23 protein-coding genes are annotated in these 18,566 nt (G+C 64.6%); 9 read left to right on the top strand and 14 right to left on the bottom strand.

Features of this window, described 5'->3' with window-relative positions; genetic code table 11:
- Nucleotides 1-75: 75 nt before the first annotated feature.
- From AC4BBN_RS07295 to hemN, 3 genes are read right to left on the bottom strand one after another with little or no spacing between them, the layout of a single operon-like run.
- Entirely contained in the window at nt 76-894 is an 819-nt protein-coding gene (locus tag AC4BBN_RS07295; RefSeq protein ID WP_490591275.1) for a creatininase family protein, read from the bottom strand.
- Nucleotides 895-904: 10 nt separating this feature from the next.
- Nucleotides 905-1,591, bottom strand: coding sequence for a sulfite exporter TauE/SafE family protein (locus AC4BBN_RS07300; RefSeq protein ID WP_490591276.1), 687 nt, complete (start codon nt 1,589-1,591; stop codon nt 905-907).
- Between the two features lie 2 nt (nt 1,592-1,593).
- Nucleotides 1,594-2,976 (bottom strand): oxygen-independent coproporphyrinogen III oxidase, encoded by a 1,383-nt coding sequence (gene hemN / locus AC4BBN_RS07305; RefSeq protein ID WP_490591277.1) that lies wholly within the window; start codon nt 2,974-2,976, stop codon nt 1,594-1,596.
- A 145-nt stretch (nt 2,977-3,121) separates the two neighbouring features.
- On the opposite strand from hemN, the gene fnr reads away from it, so the two are divergent.
- Nucleotides 3,122-3,841 carry a fumarate/nitrate reduction transcriptional regulator Fnr gene (fnr, locus tag AC4BBN_RS07310; protein WP_490591278.1) on the top strand — a complete coding sequence of 240 codons (720 nt, stop codon included), beginning with the start codon at nt 3,122-3,124 and terminating at the stop codon, nt 3,839-3,841.
- Here fnr and AC4BBN_RS07315 read toward each other — a convergent pair.
- The 9 genes from AC4BBN_RS07315 to AC4BBN_RS07355 all read right to left on the bottom strand — a co-directional run bounded on the left by AC4BBN_RS07315 (nt 3,819) and on the right by AC4BBN_RS07355 (nt 11,800).
- A complete protein-coding gene (locus tag AC4BBN_RS07315; RefSeq protein WP_490591279.1) occupies nt 3,819-4,067 on the bottom strand; it encodes a hypothetical protein in 249 nt (82 codons plus the stop codon). The genes fnr and AC4BBN_RS07315 overlap by 23 nt on opposite strands.
- 12 nt (nt 4,068-4,079) lie before the next feature.
- The gene (locus AC4BBN_RS07320; protein WP_490591280.1) at nt 4,080-4,352 is read right to left on the bottom strand and encodes a FixH family protein; all 273 of its coding nucleotides are present in this window, start codon (nt 4,350-4,352) and stop codon (nt 4,080-4,082) included.
- 21 nt (nt 4,353-4,373) lie between these two features.
- On the bottom strand, nt 4,374-5,744 hold the full coding sequence (gene ccoG, locus AC4BBN_RS07325) for a cytochrome c oxidase accessory protein CcoG (protein WP_490591407.1): 1,371 nt from the start codon (nt 5,742-5,744) through the stop codon (nt 4,374-4,376).
- 78 nt (nt 5,745-5,822) lie between these two features.
- On the bottom strand, nt 5,823-6,737 hold the full coding sequence (gene ccoP / locus AC4BBN_RS07330; protein ID WP_490591281.1) for a cytochrome-c oxidase, cbb3-type subunit III: 915 nt from the start codon (nt 6,735-6,737) through the stop codon (nt 5,823-5,825).
- A 12-nt stretch (nt 6,738-6,749) separates the two neighbouring features.
- Nucleotides 6,750-6,887: a cbb3-type cytochrome oxidase subunit 3 gene (locus AC4BBN_RS07335; RefSeq protein ID WP_490591282.1), complete on the bottom strand. Its 138-nt coding sequence runs from the start codon at nt 6,885-6,887 to the stop codon at nt 6,750-6,752.
- 15 nt (nt 6,888-6,902) lie between these two features.
- Nucleotides 6,903-7,613 (bottom strand): cytochrome-c oxidase, cbb3-type subunit II, encoded by a 711-nt coding sequence (gene ccoO, locus AC4BBN_RS07340; RefSeq protein ID WP_490591283.1) that lies wholly within the window; start codon nt 7,611-7,613, stop codon nt 6,903-6,905.
- A 12-nt stretch (nt 7,614-7,625) separates the two neighbouring features.
- On the bottom strand, nt 7,626-9,074 hold the full coding sequence (gene ccoN / locus AC4BBN_RS07345; RefSeq protein ID WP_490591284.1) for a cytochrome-c oxidase, cbb3-type subunit I: 1,449 nt from the start codon (nt 9,072-9,074) through the stop codon (nt 7,626-7,628).
- Between the two features lie 223 nt (nt 9,075-9,297).
- The gene (gene ccoS / locus AC4BBN_RS07350; protein ID WP_490591285.1) at nt 9,298-9,435 is read right to left on the bottom strand and encodes a cbb3-type cytochrome oxidase assembly protein CcoS; all 138 of its coding nucleotides are present in this window, start codon (nt 9,433-9,435) and stop codon (nt 9,298-9,300) included.
- Nucleotides 9,436-9,520: 85 nt separating this feature from the next.
- Nucleotides 9,521-11,800: a heavy metal translocating P-type ATPase gene (locus AC4BBN_RS07355; protein WP_490591286.1), complete on the bottom strand. Its 2,280-nt coding sequence runs from the start codon at nt 11,798-11,800 to the stop codon at nt 9,521-9,523.
- A gap of 104 nt (nt 11,801-11,904) precedes the next feature.
- On the opposite strand from AC4BBN_RS07355, the gene AC4BBN_RS07360 reads away from it, so the two are divergent.
- The 3 genes from AC4BBN_RS07360 to AC4BBN_RS07370 all read left to right on the top strand — a co-directional run bounded on the left by AC4BBN_RS07360 (nt 11,905) and on the right by AC4BBN_RS07370 (nt 13,313).
- Nucleotides 11,905-12,342, top strand: a complete 438-nt coding sequence (locus tag AC4BBN_RS07360; protein ID WP_490591287.1) for a universal stress protein — start codon at nt 11,905-11,907, stop codon at nt 12,340-12,342.
- A gap of 173 nt (nt 12,343-12,515) precedes the next feature.
- On the top strand, nt 12,516-12,902 hold the full coding sequence (locus AC4BBN_RS07365; RefSeq protein WP_490591288.1) for an ABC transporter C-terminal domain-containing protein: 387 nt from the start codon (nt 12,516-12,518) through the stop codon (nt 12,900-12,902).
- Between the two features lie 15 nt (nt 12,903-12,917).
- Entirely contained in the window at nt 12,918-13,313 is a 396-nt protein-coding gene (locus tag AC4BBN_RS07370; protein WP_490591289.1) for a VOC family protein, read from the top strand.
- 16 nt (nt 13,314-13,329) lie between these two features.
- Here the strand turns inward: AC4BBN_RS07370 and argG are convergent, their stop codons facing one another.
- A complete protein-coding gene (gene argG, locus AC4BBN_RS07375; RefSeq protein WP_490591290.1) occupies nt 13,330-14,676 on the bottom strand; it encodes an argininosuccinate synthase in 1,347 nt (448 codons plus the stop codon).
- 257 nt (nt 14,677-14,933) lie between these two features.
- Here argG and AC4BBN_RS07380 point away from each other — a divergent pair, with 257 nt between their 5' ends.
- The 3 genes from AC4BBN_RS07380 to AC4BBN_RS07390 are packed head-to-tail and all read left to right on the top strand — an operon-like array spanning nt 14,934 to nt 16,684.
- Nucleotides 14,934-15,260, top strand: a complete 327-nt coding sequence (locus AC4BBN_RS07380) for a plasmid stabilization protein (RefSeq protein ID WP_490591291.1) — start codon at nt 14,934-14,936, stop codon at nt 15,258-15,260.
- Nucleotides 15,257-15,478 (top strand): hypothetical protein, encoded by a 222-nt coding sequence (locus tag AC4BBN_RS07385; RefSeq protein WP_490591292.1) that lies wholly within the window; start codon nt 15,257-15,259, stop codon nt 15,476-15,478. The genes AC4BBN_RS07380 and AC4BBN_RS07385 overlap by 4 nt, the downstream gene beginning before the upstream one ends.
- 51 nt (nt 15,479-15,529) lie before the next feature.
- Entirely contained in the window at nt 15,530-16,684 is a 1,155-nt protein-coding gene (locus AC4BBN_RS07390) for an alpha/beta fold hydrolase (protein WP_490591293.1), read from the top strand.
- A 58-nt stretch (nt 16,685-16,742) separates the two neighbouring features.
- On the opposite strand, the gene AC4BBN_RS07395 is transcribed toward AC4BBN_RS07390, so the two are convergent.
- Nucleotides 16,743-17,336, bottom strand: a complete 594-nt coding sequence (locus AC4BBN_RS07395) for a CBS domain-containing protein (RefSeq protein ID WP_490591294.1) — start codon at nt 17,334-17,336, stop codon at nt 16,743-16,745.
- 269 nt (nt 17,337-17,605) lie between these two features.
- Here AC4BBN_RS07395 and AC4BBN_RS07400 point away from each other — a divergent pair, with 269 nt between their 5' ends.
- Entirely contained in the window at nt 17,606-18,244 is a 639-nt protein-coding gene (locus AC4BBN_RS07400) for a LysE family translocator (RefSeq protein ID WP_490591295.1), read from the top strand.
- A gap of 5 nt (nt 18,245-18,249) precedes the next feature.
- Nucleotides 18,250-18,561, top strand: coding sequence for a DUF167 domain-containing protein (locus AC4BBN_RS07405; RefSeq protein WP_490591296.1), 312 nt, complete (start codon nt 18,250-18,252; stop codon nt 18,559-18,561).
- The last annotated feature ends 5 nt before the right edge of the window (nt 18,562-18,566 follow it).

Here is an 18,566-nt window from a genome sequence, read left to right on the forward strand (position 1 = left end):
CAGCCATCACCGATTGCTATTTAAAACATAGCTACTCGCGCAGAATCTATATGCGCCAGAGCCTGTTTTTATGCATTAACCCAGATCGGGCGCATCCACCAGGGTAGACAGCGGCAGGTCGGCGATTTCCTGCAGCAACAGGGCCAGCTGCTGGCCCGACGTATGGACCAGCGCCTGGCCTTTGTCTGCCGTGGCGGCGGCGGCATTGCCGGCAGCGCCGGTGGCGTTGTAGTCCTGCATCTGCCAGCCCAGCTTGGCGCTTTTGCCGTTGCCCAGAATGGGGTACTTGGCGGCGCGGTCCTGCGAGCTGGACTTGAAATCGCGCGCCTGTGCCATGTCCACAAACTGCGGGCGCAAGGCCAGCATCATCGAGGTTTCCACATCGCCGGCGTGCACGCCGAAGCGCTGTTCATCGGCGCTGAACGGCCGGTTCGCCTCGCCCAGCGGCAGGTTGAACCAGCTGGCGCTGTAGACCAGCAAACCATGCTCGGTGCGCAGGGTGCGGGCCACGATGTCCATCAGGCTGACCTGGCCGCCGTGGGAGTTAAAGATCAACAGCTTTTTCACGCCGCTGCGCGCCACGCAGGCACCGAGCTCGGTCCAGATGCGGATGACCGTTTCAGACGACAGGGTCAACGTGCCCGGGAAGCGCTGGTGCTCGGGGCTGAAGCCGACCTGCTGGGTGGGCAGAAACAGCACCGACGCGTCGGCCGGCAGGTGCGGCAGTGCCGCTGCCACCACGCCGTCCACCAGCGAGGTGTCCACACTCAGGGGCAGGTGCGGGCCGTGCTGCTCGGTGGCAGCCACGGGCAAGACGGCAACGGTGCGGACCGGGTCTAGCTGCGCGAAGTCGCGGGTAGTGAGGTCGGCCCAGAAAGGTGATTTGGCATGCATGCGGTGAATTTCACCACAGGCTGCGGCAAAACTCCGCCACCCGTGGGTCCAAGTCGTGCACCACGGCCCATAAAGCCACGGCCACCAGGGCGCCGCCTGCCGCGCGCATACCCCATTCCTTGCGCGTAGGGCTGCGCCAGGCCTGCAGCCGCAGCCACAGCCAGGGGCCGGCCATGAGGGTGATGGCGCTGCCTGCGGCAAACAAGGCCATACATACGGCCCCCATCAGCGGCCCGCCGCTCAAGGCCGCCACCAACAGGGCCGAATACAGCAGGCCACAGGGCATGAAGGCCCAGGCTGCGCCCACGCCAAAGGCCCAGCCATACCCGCCGGAGCTGGCCCGCAGGCGCGCCCACAGCTTGCGGCCCATGCCGTCCACCCACACCGGCTGGCGCGCCAACACCAGCAAGGTCCCGCCCCAGACCAACACCGCCACATGGAACAGGGTCCACACCGGCTGCAACGCAGCCGATTGGCGCGTCAACCAGGCCAGGTTGTCCACCGCCCAGGCGGCCAACGCACCCGCCAGGCTGTACCCCCCCAGACGCCCGGCCTGCAGCTGCAGCATGCCCAGCCAGGGTCTGCGCGCGCTCGCCAATCGACCTAGCCCCCCGCACGCCGCGCCGCACATGGCGGCACAGTGCGGGCCACCGGCCAGGCCCATGAGCAGCGCGGTCCAGGCCAGGCCGGTTTGCATGGTCAAATAATTCTGGAGAAGCGGGCGCGGTTGCGGTCGGCTTGCAGGTAGCGGTCAAACACCATGGCCACCGCGCGCACCAGGAACCAACCGGTGGCGGTGACGCGGATGCCACTGGCATCCAGCTGCACCAGGCCGGCCTCGACCAAGGGCTGCAGAGCCTCCAGCTCGGCGGCGAAAGTCTGCTTGAAGTCCACCAGGAAAGCCAACTCTATGGATTCGAACTGCACTTCGCCCTGGCACATCAGGCCCATGATGATGGCGCGGCGCACCAGGTCGTCGCGGTTCAACGCCAGGCCACGCACCACCGGCAGCTGGCCCTGGTCGATACGGTCACAGTATTCCTCCAGGGTCTTGGCGTTCTGGCTGTAGGTGGCGCCTATGCGGCCTATGGCGGACACGCCCAGGCCCACTAGATCGCAATCAGGCTGGGTGCTGTAGCCCTGGAAGTTACGGTGCAGCCGGCCCTGCCGCTGGGCAATGGCCAGCGCGTCGTTGGGCAGGGCGAAGTGGTCCATGCCGATGTAGACATAGCCGGCCTCCAGAAAGGCGTCAAAAGCCTGTGACAGCATGGACAGCTTGTCCGCCGCGGCCGGCAGCTCCGCGCCCAGGATGCGGCGCTGGGGCTTGAAGCGCTCGGGCAGGTGGGCATAGGCGTACAGGGCAATGCGGTCAGGCCGCAGCTCTACCACCTGCTCCAGCGTGCGCGCAAACGAGGCAGGCGTCTGCCGGGGCAGACCGTAAATCAGGTCCACATTGATGGACTCAAAGCCCAGCGTGCGGGCCACCTCCACCAACTCGAACACCTGCTGCGCGGGCTGGACGCGGTGCACCGCTTTTTGCACATCGGCATCGAAGTCCTGCACTCCGAAACTGAGCCGGTTGAAGCCCAGGGTGGCCAAAGCTTGCAGGCGTTTGGCATCCACCGTGCGGGGGTCTACCTCGATGGAGTATTCACCGCCAGGTGTCAGCACAAAGTGGCGGCGCAACATGGCCATCAGCTGGGCCAGCTCGTCGTCACTCAAAAATGTGGGGCTGCCGCCGCCCAGGTGCAGCTGGCTGACGTTGCGCCGCTCGCCCAGCTGGGCAGTGTGCAGGGCGGTTTCGCGCTCCAGGTAGCGCAGATAGGAGGCGCCGCGCTCATGGCGCTTGGTGATGATCTTGTTGCAGGCGCAGTAGTAGCACAGCGACTCGCAAAACGGGATGTGCACGTACAGCGACAAGGGCAGGCTCAGCGCGGCTGCCCCCTGGTTGCGCTGCTGCAGGGCGCGGCCATAGTCCTCGCAGGTGAAGGCCTCGACGAACCGGTCAGCGGTGGGATAGGATGTGTAGCGCGGCCCAGGCACGTCAAAACGGCGTAACAATTCGGGCAAAACTCGGGTCATGGCAGGCAGTCAGGTTGCATGACTGGAATGTGCCGCGAAGCCTTGCCCGCTTCTTTGACCTACATCAATCTGGTTTCAGATACTTCTGCACACAATATAAGTTCTTAAAAGCCCCTTCCTTTTTGAATCAGCCCATACTCTGCGCATGAACCCTGTCGCCATCAAAGTTGCCTGCTCGAACTGCAATCTGCGTGAGCTGTGCATGCCCTTAGGCTTAAACAAAGAAGAGCTAGAGCGCATTGACGATCTGGTCGCGGTGCGCCGAAAGGTGCTGCGCGGCACGGCGCTGTTCCACAACGGCGAAACTTTCAAGGCGCTGTACGCCATCCGCACGGGCTTCTTCAAGACCACCGTCACCACCGAAGATGGCCGCGACCAGGTCACCGGCTTTCAAATGGCCGGCGAAATCATCGGCCTGGACGGCATCGTCAACGACCACCACACCTGCGACGCCGTGGCCCTGGAAGATGCCGAAGTGTGCGAGATGCCATTCCACCGCATTGAAGAGCTTTCGCGCGAGGTCAACTCGCTGCAGCGCCATGTGCACAAGATCATGAGCCGCGAGATCGTGCGCGAGCACGGTGTGATGCTGCTGCTGGGCAGCATGCGTGCCGAAGAGCGCCTGGCGGCCTTTTTGCTGAACCTGGTGCAGCGCCTGCATGCACGCGGGTTTTCGCAGTCCGAGCTCATCCTGCGCATGACCCGCGAAGAGATTGGCAGCTACCTGGGCCTGAAGCTGGAAACCGTGAGCCGCACTTTCTCCAAGTTTGTGGACGACCAGATCGTGGAAGTCAAGCAGCGCCACATCCGCATCCTGGACACCGAAGCGCTCAAGCGCATCGTCAATCTTCAGCCCTGTCTGTAGGCACCGTCACCGGCTGGCCCACCAGCAGCGTCAGACACCCCACCAGCACCGCCACCGCCCAAAACGCAAAGAACGCCAGGCTGTACACGCCTTGGCGTGACAAAGGCAGCGGCTGCCCCAGCCACTGCAGGCTGTAGGGATCGACCACCGCAAACACCAGCATCTCCAGCATGCACGCGCCCAAAAAAGCGGGCCACACAACGCTTACTACCCTAAAGATTTGCATGGTGCCCTCCGGCTACTTGGTACGCACCGAGCCGGGTGGCGACGCAGCATGGTTGCGCCCCTGCTCGGCCGGCGCCAGCGGGCCCTGGGCGGCCAGGGTTTTGTTGATCTCCAGCCCCTGACGGTAGTAGTCCTGGGCCAGCACCGGGTCCTGCTGGCGGACGGCGATCCAGCCCGAGACCAGCGCCGCCACCACCACGGCCAGCGGGCCGGAAATCACCAACCAGACATAGCCGTAGCGCCACCATGGCAGCGGCACCGGCGTGGTAGATGTGTGAGAGGGCATGGCAGTCTCCTGGAGTTATTTTCAGCGGGGAACAAAGAACGTGGACTTTTCCGACACCTTGGTGCTTCCATCCGCCGTCTGGATGTCGAAGAACACCGGGTAGGAGCCCGGTTCAACCGAACCGTAGGGGATGTGCAGGCGCACCGCCACCCAGCGCGAAGCCACCGGCTCCACGTCCACCCATTCGTCCGAGGCCAGCACCAGCCCATCCAGCCCATGGGCCGTGAGGCGGTAGCGCTGCGGCACTTCACTGGCGTTCATGACCTGCAGGCGGTACACGTTTTCCAGCTGGCCACCGGACACGATGCGCGACAGCGCCGCGCGGTCACGCACCACATCCACCTTCAGCGGGGTACGCGTCAACAGGCTGCCCAGCAGCGCCAGCGTCAATACCAGCAGCACCGTGCCGTAAACCAGCACCCGGGGCCGCAGCACGCGCCGCAGTATCTGCCGGCCCGACCAGCCCTGGGCCATGCCGTTCTGGGTGGCAAAGCGGATCAGGCCAGGGGCATAGCCCATCTTGTCCATCACGCCGTCGCACACATCCACGCAGGCGGCGCAGCCTATGCATTCGTACTGCAAGCCCTCGCGGATATCGATACCGGTGGGGCAGACCTGCACGCACAGCGTGCAGTCCACGCAAGAACCCAGGCCCAGGGCCGCGGGGTCGGCCTTGCGCGAACGGGAGCCGCGGGGCTCGCCACGGGTGGTGTCGTAGCTGACGATCAGCGTGTCCTTGTCGAACATGGCGCTCTGGAAGCGCGCATAGGGGCACATGTATTTGCAGACCTGCTCGCGCATGAAGCCGGCGTTGCCATACGTAGCAAAGCTGTAAAACAGGCCCCAGAACACCTCCCACGAACCGAAGCTACCGCTCATAGATTCCTGCAGCAGCGCATAAGTGGGTGTGAAATACGAGACAAAGGTAAAACCGGTCCACAGGGACAGCACCAACCAGGCGGCGTGCTTAGCCGATTTGCGGGCCAGCTTGTGGGCCGACATGGGTGCACCGTCCAGCCGCATGCGGGCGGCGCGGTCGCCTTCGATATGGCGCTCTATCCACATGAAGATTTCGCTGTACACCGTCTGCGGGCAGGCAAAGCCGCACCACAGGCGCCCTGCCACGGCGGTGAACAGAAACAGGGACAAGGCTGACACCACCAGCAGGCCGGTCAGGTAGATGAAATCCTGCGGGTACAGCACCAGCGAGAAGATGTAGAAGCGGCGCGCCTCCAGATCAAACAACACCGCCTGGCGCTGGCCCCATTGCAGCCAGGGCAGGCCGTAGAACACCAGCTGCGTCAGCAACACCATGGCCCAGCGCCAGCGCGCAAACAGGCCCTGCACCGAACGTGGGTAGATCTTCTTGCTGGCCGCGTACAGCGACACCATCACCTCATCGGCATCTGGTCCAGGCACAGGCACGATGGGGATGGTCTTGCGGGGCGCGACGGTGTTCACACCATGCTCCTATTTGGTGGCCACGGGCTTGTTCGACAGGCCCCAGATGTAAGCCGTCAACACATGGATCTGGGCTTCGGTCAGCTTGCCTTGCTGGGCCGGCATCTGGTTGATTTTGCCCTTGTTGACCATCTCCATGATGGCGGCCTCGCCCCAGCCGTGCAGCCAGATGTCGTCCGACAGATTCGGTGCACCCAGCGCCTGGTTGCCCTTGCCGCCCACCCCGTGGCAGGCTGCGCAGACACCAAACTTGGCCTTGCCTAGACCGGCGCGCACCGAGTCATGCGGGCTGCCCGACAGGCTCAGCACATAGTTGGCCACGTTCTTCACGTCGTCCGGCGTGCCCACGGCGGGGGCCATCACAGGCATCTGGCCGATACGGCCGTGGGTGATGGTTTCCTTGATCTTGTCCGGCGAGCCGCCGTGCAGCCAGTCGCCATCGGTCAGGTTGGGGAAGCCCTTGCTACCGCGTGCGTCGGAGCCGTGGCACTGGGCGCAGTTGTTCATGAACAAGCGCTCACCAATCGCCATGGCCGGCGCGCTGCCCGCCAGCTGCTCGGGCGGCAGCGCCACAAAATTGGCATACAGGGGTTGCAGTGCCGCGTCTGCGGTTTTCACTTCGTCGCTGTATTCGTTGGCCGAGGTCCAGCCCAGCTTGCCCGCAAAGTTGCCCAGGCCGGGGTAGAAGGCCAGGTAGCCGATAGAGAACAGGATGGTCAAGATAAACAAGCCCACCCACCAGCGGGGCAAGGGGTTGTTCATCTCGCGCAGGTCGCCGTCCCACACATGGCCGGTGGTGTTGTCGCTCTGGAACGGCACCTTTTTGCGGGCCGTGATCCAAAGCAGCAGCAGGCAGGCGGCAATGCTGACGACCGAAATGGCCGCGATGCATACCGACCAGAAATTGTTGGTGAAATCACTCATACGAAATCCTCGTCAGTCTTGCTGGAAAGGCAGTTGTGCTGCCTCGTCAAACTGGGCTTTGTTGCGGCTGGAAAATGCCCAGACCAGAATGCCAACAAAAGTGATGAAGCTGACAACCGTGGCGGCGATGCGCAAGGTGGTGACGTCCATAGCGGGCTTTCTGTATCAAGGTGCGTTAACTGGGGTAACCGGCGTGGCGGACGCTGGAGCAGCGGGCGCCGTGGCAGCGGCCTGCGCAGCCAACTGGTCGGACAGCGCGCGACCCAGCACTTGCAGGTAGGCGATCAGGGCTTCCTGTTCGGTCTTGTCTTTCACCTCGGCCGCTGCGCCGGCAATTTCGGCGTCGGTATAGGGCACGCCCACGGTGCGCAAGGCCTTCATGCGTGGCGCCACATCGGTCGGGTCCAGCAGGGCCTTTTCCAACCAAGGGTAGGCCGGCATGTTCGACTCGGGCACCACGTCACGCGGGTTGTGCAGGTGGATGCGGTGCCATTCGTCGCTGTACTTGCCGCCCACGCGGTGCAGGTCCGGGCCGGTGCGCTTGCTGCCCCACTGGAATGGGTGGTCGTACACAAACTCACCCGCCACGGAATAGTGGCCGTAGCGCAGTGTCTCGGCGCGGAATGGGCGGATCATCTGCGAATGGCAGCCGTAGCAGCCCTCGCGCAGATAGATGTCGCGGCCCATCAGCTGCAAGGGGGTGTAGGGCTTCAGGCCGGTAACCGGCTCGGTGGTGGACTTCTGGAAGAACAGCGGCACGATCTCCACCAGGCCGCCTACGGCGACCACCAGCAGGATCAGCACGATCATCAAGAAGTTATTGGTCTCGATCTTCTCGTGCGAGAAGAAGGGCACGGGTTTGTTGTTATCAGACATGGCTTGTATTCCTCAGGCGTGGGCCACCGACGTGTTGGGCACAGGCACCAGTTGCGAGCGTCCGGAGATGGCGGTCATCCACACATTCCAGGCCATGACCAGCATGCCGCCCAGGTACAGAACGCCACCGGCCACACGCACCACATAGAACGGGAAGGTGGCTTTCACGCTTTCCACAAAGGTGTAGGTCAGGGTGCCGTCGGCATTGATGGCACGCCACATCAGGCCCTGCATCACACCGGCAATCCACATGGCGGCGATGTACAGCACAACGCCGATGGTGGCCATCCAGAAGTGCAGCTCGATGGCGGGCACGCTGTGCATCTTCTTGCCGCCAAACATGCGCGGGATCAGGTAGTACAAAGAGCCCATGCTGACGAAGCCGACCCAGCCTAAAGCGCCGGAGTGCACGTGGCCAATGGTCCAGTCGGTGTAGTGGCTCAAGGCGTTCACCGTCTTGATGGCCATCATCGGGCCTTCAAACGTGCTCATGCCGTAGAAGGACAGGGACACGATCAGGAAGCGCAGGATCGGGTCGTCGCGCAGCTTGTGCCAGGCGCCCGACAGGGTCATCACGCCGTTGATCATGCCGCCCCAGCTGGGTGCCAAAAGGATCAGCGAGAACACCATGCCCAGCGACTGGGTCCAGTCAGGCAGTGCGGTGTAGTGCAGATGGTGTGGGCCGGCCCACATGTAGGTGAAGATCAGCGCCCAGAAGTGCACGATGGACAGGCGGTACGAGTACACCGGCCGCTCGGCCTGCTTGGGGATGAAGTAGTACATCATGCCCAGGAAGCCAGCCGTCAAAAAGAAGCCCACGGCGTTGTGGCCATACCACCACTGCACCATGGCGTCCTGCACACCGGCATAGGCCGAGTAAGACTTCATCCAGCCCGCAGGCACCTCGGCGCTGTTCACCACATGCAGCAGGGCCACGGCGATGATGAAGGCTCCGTAGAACCAGTTGGCCACGTAGATGTGGCGCACGCGCCGCCGACCCACGGTGCCGAAGAAGACGATCGCGTAGGCCACCCACACCAGGGTGATGAGGATGTCGATAGGCCATTCCAGCTCGGCGTATTCCTTGCCGGTGGTGTAGCCCAGGGGCAGGCTGATGGCCGCGCCCACAATCACCGCCTGCCAGCCCCAGAACACAAAGGACGCCAGCGGCGGGCAGAACAAGCGCACCTGGCAGGTACGCTGCACCACGTAGAAGCTGGTCGCCATCAGTGCGCAGCCGCCAAAGGCGAAGATCACCGCATTGGTATGCAGGGGGCGAATGCGCCCGTAGCTGAGCCAGGGAATGCCGTTGGTCAGGTCAGGCCAGGCCAGCTGGGATGCAATGAGCAGCCCCACCGACATGCCCACCACACCCCACACGACGGCCATGATGGAAAACTGCCGGACAGCGGTGTCACTGTAGACCTCCGGTCCTGCGGATTGCGAATGCGTTGTTGCCATGGGCACCTCTTCTGTTTATGGCAGCAGTGTCCCGGCGACAGGCCGAACACACTTTGATGCAAGTCAATCGAGAGTCACTTAGCGCCCTTGCAACCGGCCTCCCCCGCATCTTTCAAGAACACTGCAGAACCGGCTTTGCGAGGGGGGTTGGAGTGGCGACATGCGTTCTCGGCCCAGCGGGCCGATTCCGGGAAGTGCGCGAAGCCTGGGGTGAACCACCAAGCTAGTCGTTGTGCAGAATGCGCTCGCCTTCTTGCTCCACCGACTCGAACTGGCCTTGGTAGATAGCCCACCACAGCCCGCCCAGAATGACCAGCACCAGCACCACAGACAAGGGAATCAACAGGTACAGGATGTCCATCAGCGCCTCGCATCTCGGTTGCTATCCATTCCATAGCTGCCTGCCCAGGTAATCTGTGCGCCAGAGGCTGTTTTCATATAAATCATTATTTGGACAATCTTGCGGCGTTCAGCACCACTAGCAGGGAGCTCAGTGCCATGCCCAGGCCTGCCGCCCAGGCGGGCAGCCAACCCACCAAGGCCAGTGGCACGCACAGCGCGTTGTAGGCTGCGGCCCAGCCCAGGTTTTGCCGCACCACGCGCAGGGTGCGGCGTGCGGTGAGTAGGGCCTGCGGCAGGGCTAGCAAGGCGCCACCGGTCACCACAAAGTCCGCCTGCCGCTGCGCCAGAGGCACGGCCTGGCCAAAGGCGAAGGACACATGGGCGCCGGCCAGCACCGGCCCGTCGTTCAGCCCGTCGCCCACCATGGCCACCCGGTGGCCACTGGCCTGCAGGGCGCGCAGATGGGCCAGCTTGTCCTGCGGCGAGCAGCCCCCGTGCGCCTGCTCTATGCCCAGCTGCGTGGCCACGCGCAGGGCCGCGACTGGCTGGTCACCAGACAGCAATTCCACGCGCACGCCCGCCTGGCGCAAGGCCTGCACGGCCTGCGCCGCATCCGGCCGCAGGTCTTCCGACAGGTCAAAACTGGCCAGCCAGCCCTGGGCATCGCTGAGGTGCACCTGCTGCTGGGCCGGGTCGCCCGGCGTGCCGCAAAAGCGGGCCGAGCCAAAGCGCAAGGCGCCGTGGCGGCTCTGGCCACGCATGCCCAGGCCGACGGCCTCCTCTACCTCCACTACATCGGGCGGCAGCTGCCGCCCCCGTGCCTGGGCGGCCGCCACCACCGCCCGCGCCACCGGGTGCAGAGAAGGTGCAGCCAGCGCTGCCGCCAGAGCCAGGGCCTCGTCGTCAGACAGGCCGGCGCAGGTATGGATGGCCGATACCACCATGCCGTCCTGGGTCAGCGTGCCGGTCTTGTCGAATACCACGGTGTCCACCTGGGCCAGGTTTTCCAAAGCCTGCAGGCGGCGCACCAGCACGCCCGATTTGGCCAGCTTGCCGGCAGCCGCCAGCAACGCCGCCGGCGTGGCCAGCGACAGCGCGCAGGGGCAGGTCACTACCAGCACGGCCACGGCCACCATCAGCGCATGGCCGGGGCCGGACGGCCACCAGAATGCGCCCGCCAGCGCAGCAGCTACCAGCACGCACCACAAGAACGGACGCGCCATGCGGTCGGCCAGCTGGGCCAGGCGCGGCTTCTGGCTGGCGGCATCGGCCATCAGCGCGACGATCTGGGAGAAGCGGGTGTCGCTGCCCAGGCCCTCCACCTGCAGCTCCACCGGGGCGCTCAGGTTGTAGCTGCCGGCCAGCACGGCGTCGCCGGGGCCACGGCCCAACGGCGTGGATTCGCCGGTCAGCAGGGCCTCGTCCACCTGGGTGCGGCCCAGCAACAGTTTGCCGTCCGCCGGAAAGGCCTCGCCCGGCAGCACGCGGATGCGGTCGCCCAGCTGCAGGCGCCGTACCGCCACGCGGACAAAGGCCGGCACGGCGGCGGTAGCGTCCCAGCGCTGCACGCTGTCGGGCAGGCGGCTGATCAGCGCCTCCAGCGCGCCAGCGGTGCGGTCGCGCAGGCGCAGCTCCAGCCAGCGGCCGGTGAGCAGAAAAAAGACGAACATGGTGAGCGAGTCGAAATACACCTCGCGGCCCAATGGCCCGGTAGGATCAAAAGTGCCGGCGGTACTGACCGCAAACGCCACCGCCATGCCCAGCGCGGCCGGCAGGTCCATGCTGGCGCGGCGGTGCCACACATCACGCCAGGCGGCGCTGAAGAAGGGGCCGCAGGAGAACACCATCACCGGCAGGGTCAGCACCCAGGAGGCCCAGCGCAGCAGCTGCGCCATGTCGGGCGTCAGCTCGCCCGGCCCGGCCACATAGGCGGGCATGGCGTACATCATCACCTGCAACATGCAAAAACCGGCCACCAGCCAGCGCCACAGGGCGCGCCGCTGGGCCTGCTGGCGCAAGGCCCGCTCGGTCGCGTCCAGCGCCGGCACGGCGCGGTAGCCCGCACGCTGCACGGCGGCCAGCCACTGGGAGGGCCGACCGACATCGTCCAGCCACACCACGCGTGCGCGATGGGATGCCGCCCCCACCTCGACCTGCACCACGCCGGGCAGCTTGCGCAGCGCATCCTCCACCGATATGGCGCAGGCAGCGCAGCGCATGCCCTCCACCAGCAGTTGCGATTCCTGGCAGTGGGGCCACTGCGTTGAAGGCCGGCTGAAGGCCGCCCATTCAGACGGTTCGTCCAGCCACGCAGTCTGCTCTGCCTGCGCAGAAGGCATCGGCAAGGACAGGGGCGGCGGGGCAATCTCAAGGCTGGCAGGCATGCAGCGAGACTAGCGCCGTAGGACGGCACCGCGTTTGACCTATATCAACACCTGGGTCCACACAGAAGACTTATGCTGAACCTATTCCACTACCGGAGAACACCATGTACCGCTGCATACTTGTCGCAACCGATGGGTCTGAACTGTCCCAGCAGGCCGTTACCAGTGGCATTGAGCTTGCCAAGCTGACCGGGGCCGCGTTGGTCATTGCCAAGGTCGTGCCGACCTATGCGCGCACCTATTTCGAGGGCTCCATCCCGGTCAGCCTGGACGAAAGCGCCCGCATCGAACAGCAATGGGCCGACGAAGCCCAGAGCGTGGTGGACGCCGCCAAGGCCCAGGCAGATGGTGTCAACGCCAAGGCCGTGGTGGTGCGCTCTGACCTGGTGGCCGAGGGCCTGATCGCCGCCGCCACCGAGCACAAGGCCGACCTGATCGTGATGGCATCGCATGGCCGGCGCGGTCTGAAACGCCTGCTGCTGGGCAGCGAAACCCAGCAGGTGCTGACGCACTCGCACACCCCGGTGCTGATTTTGCGTTGAAGAATCTGCGTTGAAAATTACGCATTAAATCGGCCTCTGGCGCAGGCATTACCTGCGCCAGCAGCTACTAAAAATATAGCAGACCCGAGCCCAGGGCAATCGTGCTGCCCAGGTGCGCCATGCACCAGATGCGGCGACACTGAAGCCTTGTTGTGCTCTCAAAGGCTGATGCCATGGCTTTAGGCTGGTTCTCGCTGCTCAAAACCGTACCCTGGTCCGACGTAATCGCCACTGCGCCGGTGGTGGCCGACGGCGCCAAGAAGCTCTGGAAAGCCGTCTCCAAGAAACCGGTGACGGCCCCCGCCCCGGCCTCGGTGGTACTGGCTACCGAGGGCGACATCCTGAGCCAGCTGCAAGCCCGCATAGCCACCCTGGAAGCCACCACTGCCGAGCTGCATGCGCAGATGCAGGACTCCACCGAGCTGATCCAGGCCCTGGCCACCCAAAATACAGAGCTGGTGCAGCGCGTAGAGGCCAACCGGGTGCGGCTGCGCTGGGTCAGCGCCGGGTTGGTGCTGTTGGCGCTGGTGTTTGCCTACACCCTGAAGACGGGTATCTAACCCCAAGGAGTCCCCATGTACATTCCACCCGGCTTCAGCACGGTCACGCCCTACTTCTTTGTGCGCAACGCTGATATGTTTGTGGACTTCCTGGTCGACGGGCTGGGCGGCAGCGAAACCTGCCGCACACTGCGGCCCGACGGCTACATCGCCAATGTGCAGGTGCAAATCGGCGACTCAACGGTGATGGTCAGTGAGGCCAGCGACCACTACCCGCCGATGGCTGCGGCCTACTACCTGTATGTGGAGGACGCCGACGCAGCCATGGCGCGGGCGCTGCAGCATGGCGCTGTGCTGCAGATGCTGGTGGCCGACATGCCCTACGGCGACCGCCAGGGCGGAGTGCGCGACCCGCACGGCAACATCTGGTGGATTTCCCAGCGCACCGTGCAGGCGCCCTATTCGCCGTAAAACGCCGTAGACAGTTTTAAACGCCGCCGGGGTTGGCGATCAGCGCCACGCCAGCCGCATCCTTGCCGCTGCCCAGCAGGCCGGCGCGGGTGTATACGCCCAGCTTCTCGCGGGTGTCGGCGATGTCCAGGTTGCGCATGGTCAGCTGGCCAATGCGGTCGGCGGGCGTGAAGGCCGCGTCTTCCACCTTCTCCATCGACAGGCGCTCTGGCGCGTAGGTCAGGTTGGGGCTGCTGGTGTCCATGATGGAGTAGTCGTTGCCACGGCGCAGTTCCAAAGTCACTTCGCCGGTGATGGCGCGGGCGATCCAGCGCTGGGCGGTTTCACGCAGCATCAGGGCTTGCGAGTCGAACCAGCGGCCTTGGTACAGCAGGCGGCCCAGGCGGCGGCCATTGCTGCGGTATTGCTCGATGGTGTCTTCGTTGTGGATGCCGGTGACCAGGCGCTCGTAGGCGATGTGCAGCAGCGCCATGCCGGGGGCTTCGTAGATGCCGCGGCTCTTGGCTTCGATGATGCGGTTCTCGATCTGGTCGCACATACCCAGGCCATGGCGGCCACCGATTTCATTGGCGGCGTACATCAGGGCTACGGCATCGGGGTAGGTCTGGCCGTTCAACGCGACGGGCTGGCCTTCTTCAAAGCGCACGGTCACCGATTCGGCCTTGACCACGCAGTCGTCACGCCAAAACGGCACGCCCATGATGGGCTTGACGATGTGCATACCAGCGTTCAGGAACTCCAGGTCTTTCGCCTCGTGGGTGGCGCCCAGGATGTTGGAGTCGGTGGAATAGGCCTTTTCCACGCTCATCTTGTAGTCGAAGCCATTGGCGACGAGGTATTCGCTCATTTCCTTGCGGCCACCGAGTTCGTCGATAAACAGCTGGTCCAGCCAGGGCTTGTAGATGCGCAGCTCGGGGTTGCACAGCAGGCCGTAGCGGTAGAAGCGCTCGATGTCATTGCCCTTGTAGGTGCTGCCATCGCCCCAGATGTTCACGCCGTCGTCGCGCATTGCCACCACCAGCGCGGTGCCGGTCACGGCGCGGCCCAGCGGCGTGGTGTTGAAGTAGGTGGCACCGCCGGTGCTGATGTGGAAGGCGCCGGACTGGATGGCGGCAATGCCTTCGGCCACCAGCTGCGGGCGGCAATCGACCAGGCGGGCCATTTCGGCGCCATAGGCCAGGGCCTTGCGCGGGATTTCGTCGTAATCGGACTCGTCGGGCTGGCCCAGGTTGGCGGTGTAAGCGCAGGGAATGGCGCCCTTTGCGCGCATCCAGTGCACGGCAGCGCTGGTGTCCAGCCCCCCCGAAAACGCGATGCCGACACGTTCGCCAGCGGGGAGTTTTTGCAAAATATTGGCAGCCATGGTGTTCTCTGAGTCAGTGCGAAACCTTCGATGTTAAATGACGCGGGGTAATCCCCCCGGCAAAACTACGTGCTGGCGGCCCCGCAACAACCCTGGAGCACTACATTTTTTGTAGCTGCCTGCGCAGGTAAATAGATCGCCAGAGGCTAATTTACCCAACAAACCCGGCTATCTGCCGGCTATGTGCGCTGAAGTACAGACCCGGTACCGCTGGGCGGCCACCATCACACCACGCACCCACACACCAAGGACCCGCCATGCCGCAAAAGATCTGGAGCGCGAAGCGCGAACGCCAGTACGCGCACATCAAGGAAAGCCTGCTCGAACGCGGCAAGCCCCAGCCGCTGGCCGAAGAAATAGCCGCACGCGTTGTCAACAAGGAACGCGCACAGCACGGGGAATCCGCTACCGCCAGCGCCTCTTCGCTCAACGACATATCGGCGGGCCGACGCGGCGGCTTGCGCTCGCACAAGGGCCCGGGCGGCCGCACGTTGCTACAGCTGCGCAACGAAGCCCGCCAGCGAGGCCTCAAAGGCCGCTCTGCGATGAACAAGGCGCAGCTTGAAGCCGCGTTGACCCCATGAACACACTCACGCCCGTTCTGCCCGCTAGCGCCAGCCCCGAAAGCCCACTGGTGGCGACAACAGAGGCCCGTGCCTTGGCGCCCTTGCTGATGGTGCGCCCGGACGGCAAGCTGCTGGGCGTCGTGAACTCCCGCGACGGACTGCGTGCGCTACTGGCCGCAGGCAACCACGAAGAGGCGCTGCTGCGCGACTACGTGATGGGCATCGGCTACCAGTAACGGTGCCCCACCACTTTCACGCACACCTCCCCCCCCTTGCAGGAGAGCCACATGCTTCCATCGTTCAGCCCCACGTCGAAGACCGTCGCTATTGACGAAGACCTTGCCGAGCAGGCGCGACCGGGCCACGGCATTCCTTCGCAAGACCCGGACCCCGCAGCGCAAACCGCGCTGGACCCGGAGGAATCGGCGCGCGAAATCAAGTCCACGCTGGTCGGCGGGGGCGCGGTGGCCGGCATGGCCACGGGCGCCGCTATTGGTATCGGGGTGGCCGGCCCGGTAGGGGTGGTAGTGGGCGCCTCACTCGGCGCCTTTGCCGGCGCACTGGGCGGCGCTGCGGCCAGCGCCACGGTAGACACGACTACCGGGGACGGCGCAAGCCCGGCCGACACAGCGCCCGCAGACCGGGTGCGCCTGCACATCGAAGACAGCGGCGGGAATGGGCGGCCGCTGGTACTGATACACGGCTGGCCACTGTCGGCCCAGGCCTGGGAGCCCCAGGTAGCGGTGCTCAGCGCGGCAGGGTACCGAGTGGTGGCCTATGACCGCAGGGGCTTCGGCCGGTCCGACAAGCCGGAATCAGACTACAGCTACGACACGCTGGCCGACGATCTGCAGCAAGTCATGGACCAATGCGGCCTGCAGGACGTCACGCTGGTGGGCTTCTCGATGGGCGGGGGTGAGGTGGCCCGCTACATCACGCGGCATGGCGAGTCGCGCCTGCACAGCGTGGTATTCGCCGCCGCCGTGCCGCCCTACTTGCTAAAGACGGCCGACAACCCCGACGGACCACTCATGCCCGACAAGGCACAACAAAGCAGGCATGCGCTGGAGCAAGACCGCCATGCCTTCTTTGAGCATTTCACCCAGGACTTCTTCTCGGCCCATGGCGTGCTGCAGGTCACAGAGTTGCAGCGCAGCGACGCTATCGCCCTGTGCCAACAGTCGGCGCAGTATGCGGCCTTGGCGTGCATGGACGCCTTCGGCACCACGGACTTCCGCGAAGACCTGAATCGGATAACCGTGCCCACGTTGGTGGTCCACGGCGAGGCAGATGCGATCGTGCCCATCGAAGGCTCGGGCCTGCGCACCCACCAGGCGGTGCGCCACAGCCAGTTGGTGAAAGTTAGCGGTGCGCCGCACGGCTTCAACGTATCGCACGCGCAAGCGTTCAACGATGCGCTGCTGGCATTCCTGCGGCAGTGACGGCCACAAGCGCTATCAAGCACAGGCGGCTACGGAGCCAAACCGCCCGTCTACGCGCCTAATGCCCCGCCAGTACCTGCTCCAGCTCGGCAAAAGTCTGCGCCATGGCCGTCACCGGCAAGGTATGGCCCAGCTGGCGCTCGACCTGGGTTTGGGACACCAGGCCACGGATGCGCGGGCTGCGGTCGGCGGTGTCGGAGTCGATCACCAGCAGGTGTGGCCGGCCGCGCCGTACCAGTGTGGCCACGACCTGCTCCACGGTGGAGCGCTGCAGCGCAGCGAAGGTGATGGCGTCGATCTCGGCCAGCGGCGTCATGACGTCGGCGGCGGTCAGGTCTTCGTGCTTGACCTGGCGTTGGTGCACCAGGCGCATGGGTTTGTCACCGGCAATATCGGCCGAGGTCAGGATGCCGTCCACCGAGGGCATGTCGGACACCACAAACAGCAGGCGCACGCCCTGGTAGATCATTTTCAGCTCGGCCTGGTCCAGCGATGTTTGCGGCTGCACCGTGGCGGCGCGGATCTGCGCCAGGTCGGTAAAAACCTCCATAGCGGGTGAATCCAGTGTCACCGGGCCGTGCTGCGGCGGCTGGACCTGGACGATATGCGTGCCTGCGGGGAAGCGGAATGTGGGGAGAGAGCCGTCGGACATGGGAACCTTTCAAAGTCGCACCCTGTGTTGTGTCTGCGGCGCTGTACGTCTGCCAGATGCTGGTTGCTACGGGCGCCATAAAGCTGCAACCGGACTCGGTTATAGGCCTGTCGGCAGGGGCTCACAAGGGTCTTTACTAGGGTTAACCCTCAATTTACCCGCACTTTGCAAAAGCCCCGCTGGCGGGTCGCCCCAGCGCCAACGGTCGGCCTCATCCGGTAACTTCAGGTAGATTCACTACCCTTGTTGCACACGCCATCCGCCCCACCATGACCTCTGCCTCCTGGCTGCTCTTCGTCACCATTTCCCTGGTCACCTGCTTCACCCCCGGCCCGGCCGTGCTGCTGGCGGTGTCCAACACCATTGCCTGGGGCCCGCGCAAGACGCTGCTGGGCAGCTCCATCGGCAGTGCGGTGGGGATTTTTGCCGTTTCGGGTATTGCCATGGCTGGCCTGGGCACCTTGCTGCACACCTCGGCCTGGCTGTTTGCCGGGCTGAAGACGGCTGGCGCGCTGTACCTGATGTACCTGGGCTACCGCCAATGGACGAACCCCGGCTCGGTGTTCAGCAAGGCGGCCCAGACCCAGACGGCAGCCCCCAAGTCCCGCTGGGCGCTGGTACGCCAGGGCTTGCTGGTGTCGATGACCAACCCCAAGAGCATCTTGTTCTTCACCGCGCTGTTCCCACAGTTTTTGCATCTGGACGCGCCCATGCTGCCGCAGTTTCTGCAGCTGACCAGCGTGTTCGCAGGCTGCGCCCTGTTCTCGCACTGTGTGTATGCGCTGCTGGCCGGGCGGCTGCAGGGCTGGTTCTCCACGCCGCGCCGGGCCCAGCTGTTCAACCGGACCACCGGCGGTGCCTTCGGCCTGCTGGGCCTGGGCCTGTTGCGGCTCAAAAACCCGAACTGAACCGAATGGCCGCTCCACGCAACGCCACCGGCGACAGCTTCTTCGCCTGGGATGGTGACGTGCTGATCGTCAACATCCTGGGCAAGCCCTCAGCCTGCTGCGACGCCATCGCCAAGCCCATGGGCACACAGCTCAAGGTCAGCGTGACGGCCACGCCGAAAAATGGCAAGGCCACCGACCACATGGTGCGCTTTCTGGCGCCGCTGTTTGGCGTGGCGGTAGCCGACATCGAAGTGGTGTTTGGCCAGGAAAGCATCCACAAACAGCTGCGCATCAAGGCGCCAAAGAAGCTGCCGCCCGTATTCGGGGCAGGCTAGCCCCC

Source organism: Rhodoferax sp. SPJ21 (genome assembly GCF_058216335.1).